This is a genomic window from Sunxiuqinia sp. A32, assembly GCF_052690465.1.
The window spans coordinates 24,818-44,762 of record NZ_JBQYLI010000026.1 but is presented as its reverse complement, the minus strand read 5'-3'; the positions used below and the strand labels follow the sequence as shown (position 1 = coordinate 44,762).

Below are 19,945 nucleotides of genomic sequence, written 5' to 3'. Positions count from 1 at the left end.
GGCAACAAAAAACCCGACTGTTTAGCCGGGTTGTATCTTGGTTCTTGAATCTAATATCTTTGTTCTTCTAAAGCAAATCTGCTTCGAGCAACAATTCTTCCATATCCACCTGTACTTCCATGGCAGCTTCGCGAGCTTTTTCAGCAAAGTCAGTTTCTGAAGAGGCATATATAATTCCGCGGCTCGAATTGACAAGTAATCCACATTGATCATTCATACCGTTTCTGGCAACTTCTTCTAAGCTTCCGCCTTGTGCACCAACTCCAGGAACCAGCAAAAAGTGTTCTGGAACAATCACTCTGATTTCTTTTAGCTTTTCTGCCTTGGTGGCACCCACCACGTACATCATCTGATCAGTATCTCCCCAATTTTGCGATGTTTTTAATACCGATTCAAACAACTGATCACCACTTGCTTCGTCTTTTAAATATTGAAAATCTGCGGCTCCCTTGTTCGAAGTTAAAGCTAACAGAATCACCCATTTGTCAAGATATGTCATGAATGGTTTTACCGAATCTTCTCCCATGTATGGAGCAACGGTAACCGCATCAAAATCCATGTGATCGAAAAAAGCGCGGGCATATAAATTCGAAGTGTTTCCAATATCGCCACGTTTGGCATCGGCAATAATAAACTGCTCGGGGTATTTCTCACGAATATAATGAACGGTCTTTTCAAGACTTTCCCAACCGGAAACGCCTAAGCTTTCGTAAAATGCCAGGTTGGGCTTGTAAGCGACACATAAGTCTTGCGTGGCATCAATAATTTCTTTATTAAAAGCAAATATGGGATCAGAAGTATCTTTTAGGTGTGCTGGTATTTTCAGTATGTCTGAGTCTAATCCAACACATAAAAAACTCCGTTTATTTTTGATTTGTTCGAAGAGTTGTTCTTTGTTCATTGCGAAATATTCTATGTTTTTACAGTGGTATATACGTTGCGAGTTCCGCGTTTTAAAAAAACGAACTCCGTAATTTGTAACCCGAAACCCGGTTTAAATTTCTGCTTCTTTTAGTTTTTCAGCGTTTTCCTCAACTTGTAGTTTTTCGATAATTTCATCAATGTCACCATTGATAATAGCCTGTAAATTATATAAAGTCAGGTTGATTCGGTGATCAGTAACACGACCTTGCGGCCAGTTGTAGGTGCGAATCTTTGCTGAACGGTCACCAGTGGAAACCATCGTTTTTCGTTTCGATGAAATTTCATCCAGGTACTTTTGGTACTCCATGTTATACAGGCGAGTACGCAATTCAGCCATTGCTTTATCCAGGTTTTTCAATTTTGATTTCTGATCCTGACACTGAACGACAATACCTGATGGAATATGTGTTAAGCGAATTGCAGAGTAAGTGGTGTTCACCGACTGTCCACCTGGGCCGGAAGAACAGAACTCATCTCGTCGGATGTCTTCAGTTTTTAATTCGATATCGAATTCTTCAGCTTCGGGAAGCACTGCAACCGAGGCTGCAGATGTGTGAACACGTCCTTGCGTCTCCGTTTGAGGAACTCGTTGAACCCGGTGAACTCCGGATTCGTACTTCATGACACCATAAACACCGTCGCCACTGATTTTGGCTACAATCTCTTTGTATCCACCAGAAGTTCCCTCATTCACGTTGGTAATCTCCATTCGCCAACCTTTTTTCTCACAGTATTTGGTATACATGCGGAAAAGGTCTCCGGCAAAAATACTTGCTTCATCACCACCGGTTCCAGCCCTGATTTCAAGGATTGCATTTTTACCATCCTCCGGATCAGCAGGAACAAGCAGCAGTTTAATTTCTTTCTCTTTTTCCGGCAACTGAACCTCGCTGGCTTCAATTTCTTCCTTCGCCATTTCCCTTATTTCCGGGTCTGATTCTTCAGCCAACATTTCCCTTCCGGACCGAATGTTGTCAACTAAAGCTTTATATTCTTTGAATGCCTGAACCAACGACTCCATTCGTTTGTATTCCTGGTTCAGTTTCACGTAACGCTTCATGTCGGACATCACCGAAGGGTCGGTAATTTGTTGCCCCACTTCGTCAAAGCGATGTTGAATTGCTTCGTATTTTTCTAAAATTGAATGATCTGCCATATTTTCTAGATGCTAGATACAAGATTTAAGATACTAGATTGTCAGTCCAGAATCAAAGATCGGGTATCAAGTTTTAATATTCAAAAGTTCCGTATTCAGATTGAATGGTGAGTTTTTTGCCTTCATAAGCTTCAACCCGACCAACAATTTGAGCATCAATGTCAAATGATTTTGAAATTTCTATAATAGATTCAGCAAGTTCAGGCTTTAGGTATATTTCCATTCGGTGTCCCATATTGAAAACCTTATACATTTCCTGCCAATCTGTTTTCGATTCTTGCTGAATCATTTTAAAGAGAGGAGGAATTGGAAACATGTTGTCCTTGATTACATGCACTCCATCAACAAAATGCAATACTTTTGTTTGTGCTCCCCCTGAGCAATGAACCATTCCGTGTATATCGCTGCGATGCTGGTCCAGAATTTTCTTAATAACGGGTGCATAAGTGCGGGTTGGCGAAAGAACCAGTTTGCCGGCATCTAATCCAAGCCCTTCAATTGTGTCAGTAAGTTTTTTACTCCCGGAATAAACCAACTCGGCAGGCACATCAGAATCAAAACTTTCAGGATATTTTTCAGCAAGATAATTGGCGAACACATCATGACGGGCAGAAGTTAATCCGTTGCTTCCCATGCCACCATTATATTCCTTTTCGTAGGTTGCTTTTCCAAATGATGATAGACCTACAATTACATCTCCAGCTTGAATATTATCTGCAGAAATGACCTCATCTCTTTTCATTCGGCAGGTAACGGTTGAATCGACAATAATGGTCCTTACCAAATCACCTACATCTGCAGTTTCACCTCCGGTAGGATAAATTCCAATACCCATTTCCCGCAATTCAGCGCAAAGTTCATCGGTTCCATTGATGATGGCAGCAATGACTTCGCCGGGAATCTTATTTTTGTTGCGACCGATGGTTGATGACAATAAAATATTGTCGGTTGCACCTATGCAAAGCAGGTCGTCAATATTCATAATTAGTGCATCCTGAGAAATGCCTTTCCATACTGAGATGTCACCGGTTTCTTTCCAATACATGTATGCCAGTGAAGATTTGGTACCCGCACCATCGGCGTGCATAATGTTGCACCAATCTGAATCTCCTCCTAAAATGTCGGGAATGATTTTGCAAAATGCTTTTGGATATAATCCCTTGTCAATATTTTTTATGGCGTTGTGCACGTCTTCTTTTGAAGCCGAAACACCCCTTGCCATGTACCTACTGTCGCTCATAAATTCTCTTACTAAATTCGAGGCACAAAGTTAATATTTTTAAGCGATTTTTTATAGGAAGAAAAATAGGGTTGTTTTCGCACAGAAAACAACCCTATTTTCATATTTTGAGTTGATTAAATAACTTTCAATTCTTTGCCAACTTTAATGAATGCATCCACCGCTTTATCGATTTGTTCTGGTGTATGAGCAGCAGATAATTGAACACGAATTCGTGCTTTGCCTTTTGGAACAACAGGGAATACGAAGCCAATTACATAAATACCATCTTTTAGTAATTCATCAGCAAATTTTACAGCCAATGGTGCATCATAAAGCATTACCGGAACAATCGCGGTTTCGCCTTTTACTAGATCAAATCCCGCTGCTTCCATCTTACTGCGGAAGTTGTTGGCATTTTCCATTGTCCGGTTTTGTAATTCGGATGAAGAAGTAAGCATCTCCAGAACTTTTAAAGTTGCTCCGACAGTTGCAGGTGCCAATGTGTTGGAAAATAAATAAGGACGAGAACGTTGGCGAAGCATCTCGATAATTTCTTTGCGTCCAGAAGTACAACCGCCATTTCCACCTCCAAGAGCTTTCCCAAATGTGGTTGTAATAATGTCGATTTTACCAAGTAAGCCGAAATGTTCAGCAGTACCACGCCCGGTTGCTCCTATATAACCCGATGCATGAGAATCATCGACCATTACCAATGCATCATATTTATCCGCTAACTCAACAATTTCGGGCAACTTGGCTAAATCACCATCCATGGAAAAAACACCATCTGTTACGATGATTCTATATTTTGTGGATTGTGAGTCTTTTAAACATTGCTCCAATTCTTCCATATTGGAATGTTTGTAACGAAAACGTTGAGCTTTGCAAAGCCTTACCCCATCGATAATGGAAGCATGGTTCAATTCATCAGAAATGATGGCTGAGTCATCGCCTAAAAGTGGCTCAAAAACACCACCATTCGCATCGAAAGCTGCACAATATAGAATGGTGTCTTCTGTTCCTAAAAACTCAGAAACTTTTTGCTCCAGCGTTTTATGAATTTGTTGTGTTCCGCATATAAAACGTACCGAAGAAAGACCAAATCCCCATTCATTCATTATGGTTTGAGCTGCTTTCACAACTTCAGGGTGATTAGCCAGGCCAAGATAATTATTAGCACAGAAATTCAGTACAGTATCTTTATTATTAACAGTTATTTCTGAACTTTGAGAAGAGGTAATAATGCGTTCAGCTTTGTATAATCCTTGTTCTTTTAAGCTTTCTAAGGTGTCTTGTAAATCTTGCTTTATTTTTCCGTACATGCCAGAATTATTTGAGGGTTAAAAAGTCAGAATAATCAATCAGTACAAAGTAAGTGAATAACTTAATCTGAAAAAGTGAAATAAATCACAAATTCCGGATTCTGATCTTTAAATCAAATTATAAAATGGCAAATAAGTCGGTTATCCTTTTAGTCGTGGGTTTACAACATTGTTGAATAAAGAACCAAAAGTAAATGAAAGCCCCATGCGTATCTGATAACGATAAGCCGTAGCCATTTGTCGTTGTTTTAAAAGAATTTCTTCGATACTGGCTTCAGCTTTTTCAATAGAGAGGCGGTCGTTAATCATCGAGTAATTTCCAGATACATTTAAAGACAATCCTTTCCAAACCCGAACGTACAATCCTGACCAAATTGAAAGGCTGTTTTTCTGAAAGTCATGAAAGTAATTTTGAAAAGAAACTGAGGTGTATGCAGATCCCCATTCTTCTTTTACTCTGTACGCGATTGCAAATCGTTCACGGAATAAATCTTCATCTATTTTGTTGAAAATGGTTGTGTCATTGTATTGTCTTCCATTGTAACCTACAAAATATGAGAAACGAAGTTGTTTTCTGCTGGACAACTCGTATGGGAAAAGATTATATTCTATCGCAGGGAAGAACCAATAATTCAATTTGATGTTGTTATAGCTACTCGTTGAAATTCCATTTTCCATCCCAATTGCCATGTGGTCACCAATACTTTTTACAATTAGTGATTCAAATTTTCTGGATAAGCGGGTTGCTATAACTTCTTCTTCACCGGTGTCATACCAGTCTTCATCATAGTTGTTGTCAAAGTCGAATTCGTATCGCCATTCTGGTGTAATTCTGGTTGCTTCAAGTGATAAGTCTAAATCAAATTCACGTTCGGCTTCTTCACCAGCTATGTTGGAGTTTAAGTCAATGTCAAAGACCCAACTGTTCCATTTGTCTTTTTCAATAGCAACAGGTTTTTCATGATGTCCGTTAAATATCAGGTCAACCCATTCCTGAGCATGAGCCAGATAACGAACCATTCCCATTTTTATAACTTTTGTGTATCCTTCACGAACTTCAGTTCCGGTATCACTTCCTGATGAAAAATAAGATAAGGTATCGTTAAGTGTGTCAAATTCCTTTAGTCCAATAAAGTAAAACGTATATTCACGGCCACCACTTCCGGTTCGGTCTAAAGTTCCCAGTAAATGTACATTTGCGGCTTCTCTGGTTCGTACATAATTAACATGTTTCAATTCTTCACGAAGAAAATTAAAATCAATACCAGGAGCATCAACAAAAACATTGACATCACCTACCTGTGATTCCGATTCCTGTGAATAAACATTGAAGGTAAACAGCAACAAAAAGACGTGTAAAATTGAAAATAGCTTCAGAGTTTTCATAATGAAATCGACGTAGAATTTTATTAGTGGTTTTGGTTACGCGCAAAATTAGAAAGATTAATTGATTATCAACCATTGATTTGCATGTCAAATGAGAAAAAAAACGTCTATTAAGAAATATTTACATTTAGAGGTCAAGGCGAAGTTGGTTGTCGAGTAATTGAAAACTCATTCTGTGAAAAGGTGTAGTTCCAAATTCTCTGATTCCATTTCGGTGAGCTTTGGTAGGATAACCTTTATTTTTATCCCATTGATAATTCGGGAATTTTTGATGAAGTTTAATCATCATATCATCCCGATAGGTTTTTGCAATTACTGAAGCTGCCGCAATCGGTAGCAACTTCCCATCGCCTTTGATAACGCAGGTGTGTTCAATTTCAGGAAAAGGTTTGAATCGATTACCATCAATTAATAGATGTTCCGGAATTTTCAAAAGTTTCTCAACTGCCCGGTGCATTGCTAAAAAAGAAGCGTTTAATATATTAATCTCATCAATTTCAATATTGTTGACAATACCTACTGCGAAGGCCATAGCTTCTGCCTCGATAACAGGTCGCAACTGGTAGCGTTGTTTTTCTGTTAGTTTTTTTGAGTCGTTTAGTAAACTGTTTTCGAAATGTGGTGGGAGAATTACGGCTGCAGCAACCACAGGACCAGCCAAACAACCTCTTCCGGCCTCATCGCATCCAGCTTCAATTCTTCCTTCTTCTAAAAATAATTTCAGGGAATTTTGCACTTTACTCTTTCTCACAACTCATTCAACTTTTAGGTGTTTAAACAAATCTGAATGCTTCCCCAGAGTTGGTCTGCGGTTTTGTCCCAACTAAATTTCTTTTGTTGTACGTGTCCTTTTCTTATTAAATCCATCCTGAGTTGTTCATCTTCGAGTACATTAATCATGGCATCTTTTATTTGGCTGATGTCGAATGGATCGGCATAATAAACAGCATTACCACCAACCTCGGGAAGAGAAGTCGTGTTTGAACAAATTACAGGAATACCAGCGCTCATGCCCTCAATCACCGGGATACCGAATCCTTCAAAGAAAGGAACAAACGTTAACGCAAGGGCTGCTCCTAGAACTTGGTGTAAGTCCTGGATTGTTAATCTTCCGGTAAATATCACATCATCCTTAAAGCGCATTCCCTCATAGGTTTTTGTAATATCGCCGGTTTTAAACATTTCCCCGCCAGTAATCAATAGTTTAACATTACTATCCATGGAAGTGCGAAATGCGTCATAAGCTCTTAATAGTCCACAAATATTTTTGCGTGGATGGAGCGAACCGATATATAAAAAGTAAGGTTTTCCGTTGCTGTATTTCAAACGAGTTTGATCCTGTTCTTCAGTGTCGGTTGGAGTGTATAAGGTATTTACGCCATTGTAGATAACGTCAATATTGTCCGGATTAAGTTTATACGTGCGGACAATATCTTCTTTTGAATAGAATGATACAGTTGCAATACGTTTGGCTTTCCGGGCAAACTTTGGAAAAAAGAAATTATAATATTTTGCTGTCAACCAGGGTAAATCTTTGGGGCGGTGTGCAAAGTTAATGTCATGAATAACTGTAAGTTGCTTTACTTTAGTATTGAGGGATAAGTATCCATCTGGTGAGAGGAATAAATCTACTTTATATTTTTTCAGGATTCTGGGTACTTGTAATTCAAACCACATATACCACAAAATTGGATGTCTCGTGGGAGGAGGTATAACAACGGGAATGACATTATCCGAGAAAATAAATTCTTCATCATATGGCCGGTCAAACAGGAAGATGAATTTATGATAGGGGTGATTTCTCGTAATTCTCGAAAGAGTTTCGCGAGTAAACCAACCAATTCCTTCCAGTTTTCCTTTTTGCAATAAGCGGGTATTAACGGCAATGACCATTTGATTTTTCATTAGATAGATTTCATCTCAAATGTACAAAGTCTGCCCAAAAAATGCTTACTTTTATCCAAATTAATCTGCAAAAAGCCGCAGCTTTGAAACGAAAGTTTGTTACAAATTTACTGCTGATCCTTTTCCTCAATATTTTAATTAAGCCTTTCTGGATATTTGGGATAGACCGGACCGTTCAAAATATCGTTGGTTCAGAAACCTGGGGCCTGTACTTTTCATTGCTCAATTTTTCTATGATCCTTAATATTTTGCTTGATCTTGGGATTACCAATTACAATAACCGGAACATTGCCCAACATCATCAACTTTTGTCCAAGCATTTGAGCAATATTGTTGGCTTGAAGTTCATGTTGGCAATTGTTTATGCCATTGTTTGTTTGGTAGTCGCTTCGGTTATTGGCTACAATGAAGTCCAGTTTCACCTGTTATTTTTCTTGATATTTAACCAGTTCCTGGTTTCATTTACCATGTATCTCCGATCCAATATTAGCGGACTTCACCTGTTTCGGACAGACAGCCTCTTATCTGTGCTAGATCGCAGCCTGATGATTGCATTTGTTGGGGTGTTACTTTTTACCGATTGGTTTGGAGGGTACTTTTCCATTGACTGGTTTGTGTATGCGCAGACTGCAGCCTATGCGTTTTCAAGCTTAATAACATTTGTAATTGTTTTGGCGCAATCTGGTAGAATCAGGATAAGGTTTGACTACCGATTCTTTTTAGTGTTTTTGAGACAAAGCTATCCATACGCATTGCTCATTTTATTGATGTCCTTTTACAACCGGATGGATTCGGTGCTGCTTGAACGATTGCTCCCTGATCCTTTGGGTAAAGAGCAGGCAGGAATATATGCGCAGGCCTTTAGGTTGTTGGACGCATTTGCAATGTTTGGGGTGTTGTTCGCAGGCTTGTTGCTACCCATTTTTGCGAGAATGATCAAACAAAAGGAGGAATTGGGGCAGATGCTTCGATTTGCATTTCTTCTAATTATTGTTCCGGCAATCATCATAGCAGTTTCTGCAAATGTTTACGAGAACGAGATTATGCACTTGCTTTATTGGGAGCATGCTGATCAGTCTGCTCCCATTTTTGGGATTTTGATGATTGGTTTTATAGGCATTGCAACCACCTACATTTTCGGTACGTTGCTAACTGCCAACGCAAGTATGAAGCAGCTGAACCTGATGGCAGCTTTTGGCATGGTGATTAATATTGGTCTAAACCTGGCATTGATCCCAATCATGAATGCGATGGGCCCTGCATACGCTAGTTTGATAACCCAAATCTTTACTGGTATTGCTCAATTAATCATTGCAGTGTATGTTTTCAAACTTTCGGTAAACTACCTTTTAATTTTAAAATTGATTGGGTTCAGCATTTTCACCATATTAGCGTTTAAAGTTTCAACTTTATTGGATGGATGGATGCTTGGTTTTGGTCTGGCAGTACTATCCAGTGTGCTTTATGCATTGGCAACCCGTCTGATTAATCTGAAGACTTTCTTTTTGATTTTGAAAAATGAACAGTGATGCATCAATTAACTCCGGAAGATATAATCAATAATGAAAACTTTGAGTTGATTGCTGAAGTTGAGCACGTCAAAATAAAGGCATTCATCATGGAGCAGGTGATGAAAGAAAAAGAAGTAATTCGTGCTTATGGGATTTACCAGGTGAGCATGATGGCTATCTTTTTATTTATTCTTGTGAAAGCTATTATTGCATGGACTCGAGCAGCTGCTGAGCCTATTGGATGGATTGGATTATCTGTTGTTTTTTCTCTGACGGCTTTGGTTGTTATTCACGAGTTAATTCACGCGCTTGCCTACTGGACTCTGGGAAAACGTAACCTGAAAGTAGGTGCAATGTGGCGGAAATTTATCTTTTATATTGCCGCCGATCGCCAGGTCGTTGATTTTTCTTCTTTTCGAAAAGTCGCTTTAGCTCCATTTGTTGTGGTGAAAATGGGTTGTATTGTTCTGGCAATTTATTTTTGGACTACTTCATTGGCATATTTCTTCATGAGCTTAATGTGTATCCATTCCTTGTTTTGTGCCGGAGACATTGCCATGCTGGCATTTTATCATCTTCATCATGATAAGGAAATCTATAATTTTGATGATTTGAAAGAGGGCAAAACCTATTTTTATTCCAGGAAGTCATCTATTTAATGATGATTCAAGCTTTAGCGATGTCGTCAAAAATTCCCATTCCTAATCTTGTTAAAAATATCCCAAAGCACGATTCCAGCGCTTACAGAAACGTTGAAAGAATGCTTGGTGCCGTATTGTGGAATTTCAATAGCCCCATCACAGAGGTCAATAATTTTTTGCTGTACTCCTTTTACTTCATTCCCAAAAACCAAGGCTAGCTTTTCATTTTCTTTTGGTTGAAAATCTGGAAGCATAATACTGTTTTCAACCTGCTCAATCGCAAAAATTTTATAACCTTTTTCTTTTAAATCAGCCAACGAATCTTCGGTTTGTTCGAAGTATTTCCAATCAACCGATTTCTCTGCATCCAATGCAGTTTTATGTATTTCCTTATTTGGAGGGGTTGCTGTAATTCCACATAAGTGAATGGCTTCGAGTAATAATGCATCCGATGTGCGGAAAAAAGAGCCAATGTTATTACAGCTTCTAATATTATCCAGAACAACGACTACCGGATTTTTGGTAGTCGTTTTATATTCATCTGCACTGATTCTTCCAAGTTCGTGAGTTCGTAATTTTCGCATTTGTTTTACCAATTTACAGGTTTCCTTTTAAATGGCATGGTCATACATCTGGCGCCGCCACCACCACGGGCTAATTCCGATCCGGCAATTGTTATAACACATTTTCCATTTCTTGGAATCACTTTTTCTTTGTTCAATATTTCATTGGCCTTGATCACTTCAAAACCATTTTTATTTAATTCTTCTACTGTTTTTACATTGCGTTCGTACCCGATGACCTGCCCAGGAGCAATAGCAAAAAAGTTGGCTCCACTATGCCATTGCTCACGCTCTTGTGCCCATGTTTCGTTACTTCCGCCGCACTTAACAGGTTTTAAATCCATCCCTAGCTTCTTTAAAGCAGCTGGTAAATTTTTCTCTTCAATAATGGAGGTGACTTCACCATTTTCAACTTGAATATGGATGGTGTGATATCGATTGGTCCCCAAAATAAGTGGTTCGTAAACCATGCAGGTATCCGTATCCAGAAAGGTGAAAACCATATCCAAATGGATGAAAGATTCCGGTGTATCTGGAAGCTCCTGAACCAAGATGTGGCGTACCTTTTCTTTCTTGGATTTAATACTTTCCAAAATGAAATCAATTCCTTCTGTGGAGGTTCTGATGCCTGTGCCAATAACTAATACATCTTCACGGGCAACCTGAACGTCTCCGCCTTCAATAGAAATATTTTTCCCAACAGATAATACTCCTGGCTTTTCAGAATTGATTGTTTTTGTTTTCAAACTGGGATGATAATTAAATATAGCTTCCATGATCATGGCTTCACGATCACGCACTTTGTTTGCCATTTTCCCAATCAGTACTTCATCACGAATAGTCATTGATGCATCACGAGTAAACAGAAAGTTGTGAAGCGGCCAAAGACTAAAACGCTCCTGGCTCAAATATCGTGTAAGGTTATTCCGGTTGATAGGCACTCCCTGAATTAATTGACGGGAAAGTTCCTTTGCTTCCAGATCAACTAAAACAGGATAAATGTCCTCGGCTTGTTCCATCCTGCAAATGTCTTTCATTAAAGACTTTTTCACCTGATCGTCACTCAATATCTCAGATAGTAAGTCACTTACTTCATGGCATTCTGCTACTGACGACAAAACTCCTTTAAGTTGCCGGTATTCTTCGGTTGCTACCGATAAATTTAGAATGTCGCTGTATAGTGCACGCTTGGCTGTTTCTGGTGTCATTTCTTCAACCTCAAGCCCGGGTGTGTGGATGATCACGCCTTCGAGTTCCCCAAACTCAGAAGTAACGTTTACATTCATTTTAGACATGTTTTTACCCTTTTCAAATTTTAGCAAAGATAATAACTCTATACTAGAGGATAATTCTAAAGGCTACTTATTCGTTTCAGTTTAATAACATATATTATCTTCGCATTGAAGGAACAGAAAACATGAAGAAACTCTTTATATATATCATGTTAGCGTTGCTGGGAAGTATTGAAGCTCACTCGCAAATTCTCGATTCGTTGAATATATTAGAAGGCATTCAACAAGATGGAGACACTTTGCCTCACCAAACAATTGGGGCAGTTGTTGTATATCCGAAGAGGGATTTTAAAAACACGCGCCAGGAAAGACGGTATTGGCGTTTGGCTGCTAAAGTGAAGAAAGTTTATCCGTATGCTAAAAAAGCAGGAGAATTATTGGACAAATATGAAGCTGATTATGAGGCTGCCAATAGTCCAAAGGAGAAGCGGAGGTATGTAAAACAAGCGGAAAAGGAATTGTTTGATGAATATGGGCCACAACTAAAAAAGCTAACACTCTCGGAGGGACGAATCTTAATCAAACTGATTGATAGACAGACCGGACATACTTCTTATGATTTAATTAAGGATTTAAAAGGAGGTTTATCTGCTTTTTTTTGGCAAAGTGTAGCTCGAATATTTGGCAATGACTTGAAGGATGATTACGATCCGGTGGCGGAAGACCGGATTATTGAGGAAATTATATTTTACATTGAAGCTGGAATAATGTAATGAAACGACTATTTATCGGCATAAAGATTGAGCTTGAAGCTGTATTGAAGCAGGTGGCAGATGTGTTGAAAAGGCAATTGAAGAATGAACGAATCAAATGGGTTCCTGATGAAAATTTGCATATCACTCTTCATTTTCTGGGTAATACAAGCGCTGTTCAGCTTCAGAAAGTTGTAGAACTAATGCACATGGAAATCTCCCGGAAAAATAGTTTTTCATTTCGGTTGGGAGAGGTAGCTTATTTTAAACGTCATGCAATGCCTAGTGCATTGTTCTTTAGCCTGTATGATGCAGATGAGTTAATTGAGTTGGCTGGTAATTTAAAGGATGGATTGAAAGATTTGGGTTTTAATGTAGGAAATACCTTTAAGCCTCACTTGACACTTGGCAGGGTGAAAAACCTAAAGGACAAGAGGAATTTTTATGAAACGGTGCATGCTCTGCAAAACGATACGCAGCAAGTAGTGCAGGTTGAAAAAGTTATTTTATTTGAAAGTGTATTGAACCCGGCTGGCCCGATTTACAAACCACTGGAAATTATTTACCTGGAAGGTTGAGTTCCGTTTCCGTTTCCGTTGCCTTTAAAACAAGCCATGATGGTGTAAATCAGTATTTTGAGATCGACATAAAAAGAAATGTTTTTAAGATACACCAAATCATATGGAAGTCGTTCCAGCATTTGGTCAATATTGGAGGCATAGCCATATTTTACTTGTCCCCAGGATGTAATTCCAGGCCTGATTTTTTGAAGTTGTTTATAGTGCGGAGCTATTTTTACTATTTGATCGATATAGAATTGTCTCTCAGGACGAGGCCCCACCACTGACATTTCTCCTTTAATAACATTATAAAATTGTGGAATTTCATCGAGATGTGTACGTCTTAGAAAGTGGCCGATTGGTGTAATTCTTGGATCATTTTTGCCAGATAATTCAGGGCCATCAATTTCTGCATCAGCAACCATTGTGCGGAATTTGTAGATCGTAAATGGTTTCCCAAATCGACCAATTCTTCGTTGTTTGTATAAAATAGGTCCTTTTGATTCCGTTTTAATTATCACGGCAATGGCTACTAAAAATGGGATTAATAATATAAATGCTACAATTGAGAATACTACATCAATCATTCGTTTTAAATTCTCCTGCCAGGCTGGCATCAATCCATTTGATATTTTTATTAGCGGACTGCTATAAATAACATTCGTCTTAGCGTTTGCCGAGAGTAGGTCAAAAAGGTCAGGTATTCCCCAGATGGTCAGCGACCAGTTTTGAAGAGAAGTCAGAATCTTACTCATCAAGTCATGCTGGGTGGTTTCAAGTGCAATTATTACTTCTTCAAGTTCGTTGTTCTGAATGATTTCAGGTAAGTCGTTGAGGTTGCCTAATCTCGGTAAATTATCTTCCAGAGGATAGCGATCACTTTCATCAACACTTACAAACCCAATAAATTTATTGCCGGCGGGACGATATTGAGAGCTCAGTTCCCAGTATATTCGTAACGCTTTATCATTTCCTCCAATAATTAATGTGTTAAACCCAATTTCCCTTTTATGTATTTTGTGAACAGTCTGGCTGGTAAGAATAAACCTGAACAGGAAGGTGAGCCCAAAATGCAAACCTAAAAGCGTAAAAAACAGGTTGTAGTAGTTTTTATACGAGTCAATAAAGTCATCTAAAAGCAACGCAAAGAAAATAATTACCACTCCAATAATAGAAGTTGTAATTGTTTGTCCCAGTTCGATTAATCTTGATTTTCGATAGATTTTACTGTAGTACCCAGTTATGTAGTAGAAGGTTAGCCAAAAAACAGGAATGAAAATGAGACCCAAATAAAAGCGCGTAGTAAATTCTATTGGAACATCGGTGCCAAATTTTTGCGGCTCAATAAATAGTTTACGATAGATAAAAAACAATACCCAGCTTCCCGATGCAGCAATAAAATCAAAAAACAAGTACTTGGCAACTTGTACTTTTTTATTCATGAAATACGCAATTTACTTTGGTCAACTACCGGAACATGCATGCATGTTGTCCATTACAGACAAACGGCATAAATAAAAAAAATATTGCGGCAATTATAGGGAAATTAATTTGATAAGCTAATGTTCGGATATTTTAATTTTTCCTTTATTTCGTGTAGTGCTGATAACGCAAGATGCAGATCGTTCAATGATAGGGTGGTAGCATCTTTATTTTTGTGACTTTTAATAAATTCCTTCAGTGAATTTTTTTCACTGGCGCTAACCTGTGTTTCCGAATTTGTGATTTCAATATTTACAGGAACTTTATCTTTTTGAAAAATAGAAACCTTGCAGGATGATTTGGATTTTTCGCCCATGTAAATATTTAATTGGGCAACCGATCCTGAAATAAATTGCATGTGTAGGTTTAGCAAGAAATGCTTTTCTCCCTGAAGAGCAAAAACATCTATTTTCCGATACCCGCTATTATCCGTTTTTGAAAGATAAAGCAATACGTTCAGCAGCTCAAATTCAAGTTTGCCTTTTTCTTCCAGGTTAATGCTTATTTCTGTAAGCTGAGGTTTTTCCAACGTTGAGGATATTTTCAAAACGTCCGAAGTAAACAAATAAGGATTATTGATTTGCACAATGCACTCAGCTTCCTGTTGAAGCGAGATTAATTCTTTAATATCAGTTAGTTTGGAGAAAAATGCTTGTTGCAGAAATATGTTTTTGCTTTTGCGAAGAATCATTTTCAGAAAGTCTTTCTCTAATGTTCCATTGTGTGCAATATATACAGCTTCTGAATTCTCCAAAAGGCTTTCTTTTGCATATTGACTTTTTTCGCATTCTTCGGGATTTAATGACCCCGAAATTTTAAATTCCTTGAATTGTTGAATTTTTTGAATGTATTCAACGCCAATTTGACTTTTATTTAAAATTCCAATCCTTATCATCGCTGCAAATTATAAATAAATAGCTATTTTCAGGCTGTGTTAGAGATAGAACTTTTCAACTTCGTTTGTTGATAATGCAAATACTTTCCTTGCTTGTGAAGAAGGAGTTAATTTTTTTATAATAAAAAAATCAAAAATGATAGATTCTCGTGATACTCTGAGGCATCAGGGGCTTCGAAAAAGGCTGACTGAGGGAATTCGTATTAAGGGAATTCGTAATCAACAGGTGCTTGACGCCATCGCAAAAGTGCCACGGCACTTGTTTATGGATAGTAGCTTTATTCAGTTTGCCTACAAAGATCAGGCATTTCCCATCGGATCGGGGCAAACTATTTCGCAACCTTTTACAGTAGCATTTCAAAGTCAACTGTTGCAGGTGCAGCCAAATGAAAAGGTATTGGAAGTAGGAACCGGCTCTGGTTATCAGGCAGCTGTCCTTCTGGAAATGGGGATTAAGGTTTTTACCATTGAACGTCAGCGTGAATTGTATTTAAAAGCACAGCAATTGCTTCCGGAGATGGGATATTTCCCAAAGTTTTTTTACGGTGATGGATACAAAGGTTTGCCAACGTATGGACCTTTTGATGGTATTATTGTAACCGCGGGAGCTCCAATTATTCCCCAGGATTTATTATCTCAATTGCGTGTTGGGGGAAGACTGGTCATTCCTCTTGGACCAACCGAAAAGCAAATCATGACTGTAATTACCCGTGTTGATGAGGAGAACTATAAAAAGGAAACTCATGGAACATTTGTGTTCGTTCCTATGTTGAAAGGGACAGAGAAATAAAACAATTAGTATGATTCAGATTCAGAAATTCACATTTAATCCTGTTCAGGAAAATACCTATTTATTATATGATGAAACAGGGGAGTGTATTATTATAGACGCAGGTTGCCATTTTGATTACGAAAAAGAAGAGCTGGATAGTTTTATTACTGATAAAGGGCTCAAGCCGGTTAAGCTGGTTAATACGCATTGTCATTTCGATCATATACTGGGAATAACCCATTGCCGAACCAAATACAAGATTCCATTCTATGCTCACCAGGCTGATGAGTTTCTAATTGAAAATGCAGTTGCCCATGGAGATCGATTTGCTGTGCCTGTAGAACCGATTGATAAACCAGATCATTATTTGGATGAAGGAGATTTGGTGGAATTTGGTAATTCAAAACTGGAAATTATTCATGTCCCTGGTCACGCCCCGGGTAGCTTAGTTTTTCATCAGCCAGAACAACAATTTATTCTCGTAGGAGATGTCCTTTTTTATGGAAGTATTGGAAGAACCGATTTGCCTCAGGGAAGTTTTGAACAATTAATTTCCAATATTAAAAATAAGCTGTTTATTTTGCCGAATGAAACCGTTGTTTATTCTGGCCATGGTCCGGAAACATCAATTGGTTTTGAAAAGCAAAATAATCCATTTCTAATGGATTAAAAATTACCGGATAAAAGTCATTTTTCAATATTGTTTTTCGTCATAATATTGTCGAAAATTTTCAAATACTCTGAGCATGCCAAGTGATAAATTTGCTGCCCGTCATATAGGGCCAAGAAAACAAGAAGTTACAACTATGTTGGAAAAGATTGGTGTTTCTTCATTGGAAGAATTAATCAGTCAAACAGTTCCAGCAAATATTCGTTTAGAACAGCCTCTAAAACTGGAAGATGGTTTGACGGAACGTCAATATTATCGAAAGATATTATCGCTTGCATCAAAAAATAAGGTATTTAATACCTACATCGGAATGGGATACTACGACACAATTACACCCGCTGTAATTTTGCGTAATGTACTGGAAAATCCGGTTTGGTATACTTCCTATACTCCTTATCAGGCAGAAATTTCTCAAGGACGGTTGGAGGCCTTGTTGAATTATCAAACAATGGTTTGTGAGTTGGCAGGAATGGAGCTTGCTAATGCGTCGTTGTTGGATGAAGCCACTGCTGCTGCCGAGGCTATGATTCTCATGTATAATTCGCGTTCCAGGGTAAAAGCAAAAGCTGGAGCAAATGTCGTTTTGGTTGACAAATATATATGGCCTCAAACATTGGATGTGTTGCAAACCAGGGCAATTCCTTTAAATATCGAGTTGAAAGTGTTGGATGCCGTTGATTTCATTTTCACTGATGAGGTTTTCGGTGCAATTGTGCAATATCCAAACTCAAATGGAGAGATTATTTCTTACAAAGAAATAGCAGAAAAGGCACATGCTGCTGATAGTAAATTAGCTGTTGCTGCTGATTTGTTGAGTTTAGCCATGTTGGTTCCACCGGGAGAATGGGGTGCTGATGTTGTTTTTGGTAACTCGCAACGTTTTGGAGTTCCGATGGGCTATGGTGGTCCGCATGCAGCGTTTTTTGCTGCAAAGGATGAATTTAAACGTAATATGCCTGGACGCATTATCGGAGTTTCTAAAGATGTGCATGGGAATCGTGCGCTTCGGATGGCTCTTCAAACCAGGGAGCAGCATATTAAGCGTGAGCGGGCAACTTCAAATATTTGTACAGCACAAGCTTTATTAGCTACAATGGCTGGGTTTTATGGAGTTTATCATGGTCCTGAAGGTGTTCATCAAATTGCAGAACGCGTTCACTGCATTACTGTTTTGTTAGCAAAAGAAGTCGAAGCATTGGGATACAAACAACTCAATGAAAATTATTTTGATACCATACGTTTTGCTTTACCAAAGCATGTGAAGCTTGAGGATATTGAATGGCTCTCTCATGAATTGGAGATGAACTTCCGTTATTTTGAAACCGGTGAAGTTGGCTTAAGCATCGATGAAACGACCAATCTCGAAGATATTAACTGGATTATTGAAGTATTTGCAAAAGCTGCAAATAAACGGTATCCAACTATTAATGCATACCCTGAGATTTGCTCTATAAATGAAGACTTTTTGAGAACTTCTTCTTACATGAAGCAGGAAGTATTCAATAAATTCCGATCTGAGACAGAAATGGTGCGTTACATCAAAAGATTGGAGCACCGTGATATTTCACTGACTCATTCTATGATTCCACTCGGATCATGTACCATGAAATTGAATGCAGCAACAGAAATGCTTCCATTAAGTTGGATTGAGTTTGGCGGAATTCATCCTTTTGTTCCCAAAAATCAGGCTCGTGGGTATCAGGAAATGATGGAAGAGCTTCGTCGCGATCTTTCCGAGATCACCGGTTTTGCAGATGTGAGCTTGCAGCCAAACTCTGGAGCTGCTGGCGAATACGCCGGGCTCATGGTTATTCGTGAATATCATATCAGCAGAGGTGAGCCACAACGCAATGTTGTTTTAATACCGTCTTCTGCACACGGAACAAACCCTGCAAGTGCCGTTATGGCTGGGATGAAAGTGGTTGTTACTCCTTGTGATGAAAAAGGAAATGTTGACGTGGCGATTTTAAAACAAAAAACTGAAGAGTACAAAGATACCTTATCCGCATTCATGGTTACGTATCCTTCAACACATGGTGTGTTTGAGGCTTCCATAATTGAGATGTGTGATATTATTCATCAGTATGGCGGGCAGGTTTATATGGATGGTGCCAATATGAATGCTCAGGTTGGGTTAACCAATCCGAAACGTATCGGGGCAGATGTGTGTCACCTGAATCTCCATAAAACATTTGCTATTCCACATGGTGGTGGTGGCCCTGGTGTTGGACCGATTGCCGTAGCTGAGCATCTAGTAGAATTTTTACCATCGCATCCGGTCATGAATAATGGGCATATTGGGATTTCTGCAGTTTCTGCAGCTCCCTGGGGAAGTGCTTCTGTATTGCCAATTACCTATGGTTATATTAAAATGCTTGGTGCAGATGGTCTTACAAAAGCAACTGAGATTGCTATATTGAATGCCAACTATATTGCCAGTGAGTTGAAAGATACTTATGGTATTTTGTATACTGGAGAGAATGGGCGAGTAGCTCACGAAATGATTTTGGAATGTCGTCATTTGAAAAGTGAATCAGGCATTACAGAAGCAGACATTGCCAAACGTTTAATGGATTATGGTTTTCATGCTCCAACATTGTCTTTCCCGGTTCATGGAACATTAATGGTGGAGCCAACGGAGAGTGAGTCGGTTCAGGAGCTTGATCGATTCGTTGGAGCTTTAAAATCGATCTACCAGGAAATTATGGATATTACGGATGGCAAGCTGGATAAAGTTGATAATCCACTTAAAAATGCACCTCATACTGCAGAGACAGTAATTAATGATACCTGGGAGCATGGATATACCAGGCAGCAGGCAGCCTTTCCTCTTGAGTGGTTAAAAGAGAATAAGTATTGGGCCCCCGTTGGTAGAGTTGATGACGCATATGGCGATAGGAACCTGGTTTGTACCTGTGATCCAATTGAAAGTTATCAATAGCTGTCAATTTA

At 38.7% G+C, this 19,945-nt stretch carries 18 protein-coding genes; 7 read left to right on the top strand and 11 right to left on the bottom strand.

The window, feature by feature from the left end; translation table 11 throughout:
- Nucleotides 1-67: 67 nt before the first annotated feature.
- The 7 genes from pyrF to ACUNWD_RS19380 all read right to left on the bottom strand — a co-directional run bounded on the left by pyrF (nucleotide 68) and on the right by ACUNWD_RS19380 (nucleotide 7,915).
- Nucleotides 68-901 (bottom strand): orotidine-5'-phosphate decarboxylase, encoded by an 834-nt coding sequence (pyrF, locus tag ACUNWD_RS19410; protein WP_445589523.1) that lies wholly within the window; start codon nucleotides 899-901, stop codon nucleotides 68-70.
- A 93-nt stretch (nucleotides 902-994) separates the two neighbouring features.
- The gene (gene prfA, locus ACUNWD_RS19405) at nucleotides 995-2,080 is read right to left on the bottom strand and encodes a peptide chain release factor 1 (protein ID WP_445589522.1); all 1,086 of its coding nucleotides are present in this window, start codon (nucleotides 2,078-2,080) and stop codon (nucleotides 995-997) included.
- 73 nt (nucleotides 2,081-2,153) lie between these two features.
- Nucleotides 2,154-3,320: an AIR synthase related protein gene (locus ACUNWD_RS19400; RefSeq protein WP_445589521.1), complete on the bottom strand. Its 1,167-nt coding sequence runs from the start codon at nucleotides 3,318-3,320 to the stop codon at nucleotides 2,154-2,156.
- A gap of 116 nt (nucleotides 3,321-3,436) precedes the next feature.
- Nucleotides 3,437-4,624 carry a glycine C-acetyltransferase gene (gene kbl / locus ACUNWD_RS19395; protein WP_445589520.1) on the bottom strand — a complete coding sequence of 396 codons (1,188 nt, stop codon included), beginning with the start codon at nucleotides 4,622-4,624 and terminating at the stop codon, nucleotides 3,437-3,439.
- A gap of 141 nt (nucleotides 4,625-4,765) precedes the next feature.
- Nucleotides 4,766-6,010 carry a hypothetical protein gene (locus ACUNWD_RS19390; RefSeq protein ID WP_445589519.1) on the bottom strand — a complete coding sequence of 415 codons (1,245 nt, stop codon included), beginning with the start codon at nucleotides 6,008-6,010 and terminating at the stop codon, nucleotides 4,766-4,768.
- Nucleotides 6,011-6,137: 127 nt separating this feature from the next.
- Nucleotides 6,138-6,761 carry a ribonuclease HII gene (locus ACUNWD_RS19385; protein WP_445589518.1) on the bottom strand — a complete coding sequence of 208 codons (624 nt, stop codon included), beginning with the start codon at nucleotides 6,759-6,761 and terminating at the stop codon, nucleotides 6,138-6,140.
- A gap of 14 nt (nucleotides 6,762-6,775) precedes the next feature.
- On the bottom strand, nucleotides 6,776-7,915 hold the full coding sequence (locus ACUNWD_RS19380; RefSeq protein WP_445589517.1) for a glycosyltransferase family 4 protein: 1,140 nt from the start codon (nucleotides 7,913-7,915) through the stop codon (nucleotides 6,776-6,778).
- An 83-nt stretch (nucleotides 7,916-7,998) separates the two neighbouring features.
- Here ACUNWD_RS19380 and ACUNWD_RS19375 point away from each other — a divergent pair, with 83 nt between their 5' ends.
- The gene (locus tag ACUNWD_RS19375) at nucleotides 7,999-9,444 is read left to right on the top strand and encodes an oligosaccharide flippase family protein (RefSeq protein WP_445589516.1); all 1,446 of its coding nucleotides are present in this window, start codon (nucleotides 7,999-8,001) and stop codon (nucleotides 9,442-9,444) included.
- Entirely contained in the window at nucleotides 9,444-10,085 is a 642-nt protein-coding gene (locus ACUNWD_RS19370) for a DUF3267 domain-containing protein (RefSeq protein WP_445589515.1), read from the top strand. Before ACUNWD_RS19375 ends, ACUNWD_RS19370 begins: the two co-directional genes overlap by 1 nt.
- Nucleotides 10,086-10,111: 26 nt before the next feature.
- Here ACUNWD_RS19370 and ACUNWD_RS19365 read toward each other — a convergent pair whose 3' ends face one another.
- Both ACUNWD_RS19365 and ACUNWD_RS19360 read right to left on the bottom strand, forming a co-directional pair.
- A complete protein-coding gene (locus tag ACUNWD_RS19365) occupies nucleotides 10,112-10,651 on the bottom strand; it encodes an RNA methyltransferase (protein ID WP_445589514.1) in 540 nt (179 codons plus the stop codon).
- A gap of 5 nt (nucleotides 10,652-10,656) precedes the next feature.
- Entirely contained in the window at nucleotides 10,657-11,916 is a 1,260-nt protein-coding gene (locus ACUNWD_RS19360; RefSeq protein WP_445589513.1) for an arginine deiminase, read from the bottom strand.
- A 131-nt stretch (nucleotides 11,917-12,047) separates the two neighbouring features.
- Between ACUNWD_RS19360 and ACUNWD_RS19355 the strand changes: the two genes are divergently transcribed.
- The gene (locus tag ACUNWD_RS19355; protein ID WP_445589512.1) at nucleotides 12,048-12,635 is read left to right on the top strand and encodes a DUF4294 domain-containing protein; all 588 of its coding nucleotides are present in this window, start codon (nucleotides 12,048-12,050) and stop codon (nucleotides 12,633-12,635) included.
- Nucleotides 12,635-13,192: an RNA 2',3'-cyclic phosphodiesterase gene (thpR, locus tag ACUNWD_RS19350; RefSeq protein ID WP_445589511.1), complete on the top strand. Its 558-nt coding sequence runs from the start codon at nucleotides 12,635-12,637 to the stop codon at nucleotides 13,190-13,192. The genes ACUNWD_RS19355 and thpR overlap by 1 nt, the downstream gene beginning before the upstream one ends.
- On the opposite strand, the gene ACUNWD_RS19345 is transcribed toward thpR, so the two are convergent.
- Both ACUNWD_RS19345 and ACUNWD_RS19340 read right to left on the bottom strand, forming a co-directional pair.
- Entirely contained in the window at nucleotides 13,177-14,616 is a 1,440-nt protein-coding gene (locus ACUNWD_RS19345; protein ID WP_445589510.1) for a sugar transferase, read from the bottom strand. The genes thpR and ACUNWD_RS19345 overlap by 16 nt on opposite strands.
- 104 nt (nucleotides 14,617-14,720) lie before the next feature.
- Nucleotides 14,721-15,551, bottom strand: coding sequence for a hypothetical protein (locus ACUNWD_RS19340; RefSeq protein ID WP_445589509.1), 831 nt, complete (start codon nucleotides 15,549-15,551; stop codon nucleotides 14,721-14,723).
- A 136-nt stretch (nucleotides 15,552-15,687) separates the two neighbouring features.
- On the opposite strand from ACUNWD_RS19340, the gene ACUNWD_RS19335 reads away from it, so the two are divergent.
- The 3 genes from ACUNWD_RS19335 (at nucleotide 15,688) to gcvP (ending at nucleotide 19,934) form a co-directional block, all read left to right on the top strand.
- Complete coding sequence (locus tag ACUNWD_RS19335; RefSeq protein WP_445589508.1) at nucleotides 15,688-16,341, top strand: protein-L-isoaspartate(D-aspartate) O-methyltransferase; 654 nt, start codon at nucleotides 15,688-15,690, stop codon at nucleotides 16,339-16,341.
- A 10-nt stretch (nucleotides 16,342-16,351) separates the two neighbouring features.
- Complete coding sequence (locus tag ACUNWD_RS19330) at nucleotides 16,352-16,993, top strand: MBL fold metallo-hydrolase (protein WP_445589507.1); 642 nt, start codon at nucleotides 16,352-16,354, stop codon at nucleotides 16,991-16,993.
- Nucleotides 16,994-17,069: 76 nt separating this feature from the next.
- Nucleotides 17,070-19,934 carry an aminomethyl-transferring glycine dehydrogenase gene (gene gcvP / locus ACUNWD_RS19325; protein ID WP_445589506.1) on the top strand — a complete coding sequence of 955 codons (2,865 nt, stop codon included), beginning with the start codon at nucleotides 17,070-17,072 and terminating at the stop codon, nucleotides 19,932-19,934.
- The last annotated feature ends 11 nt before the right edge of the window (nucleotides 19,935-19,945 follow it).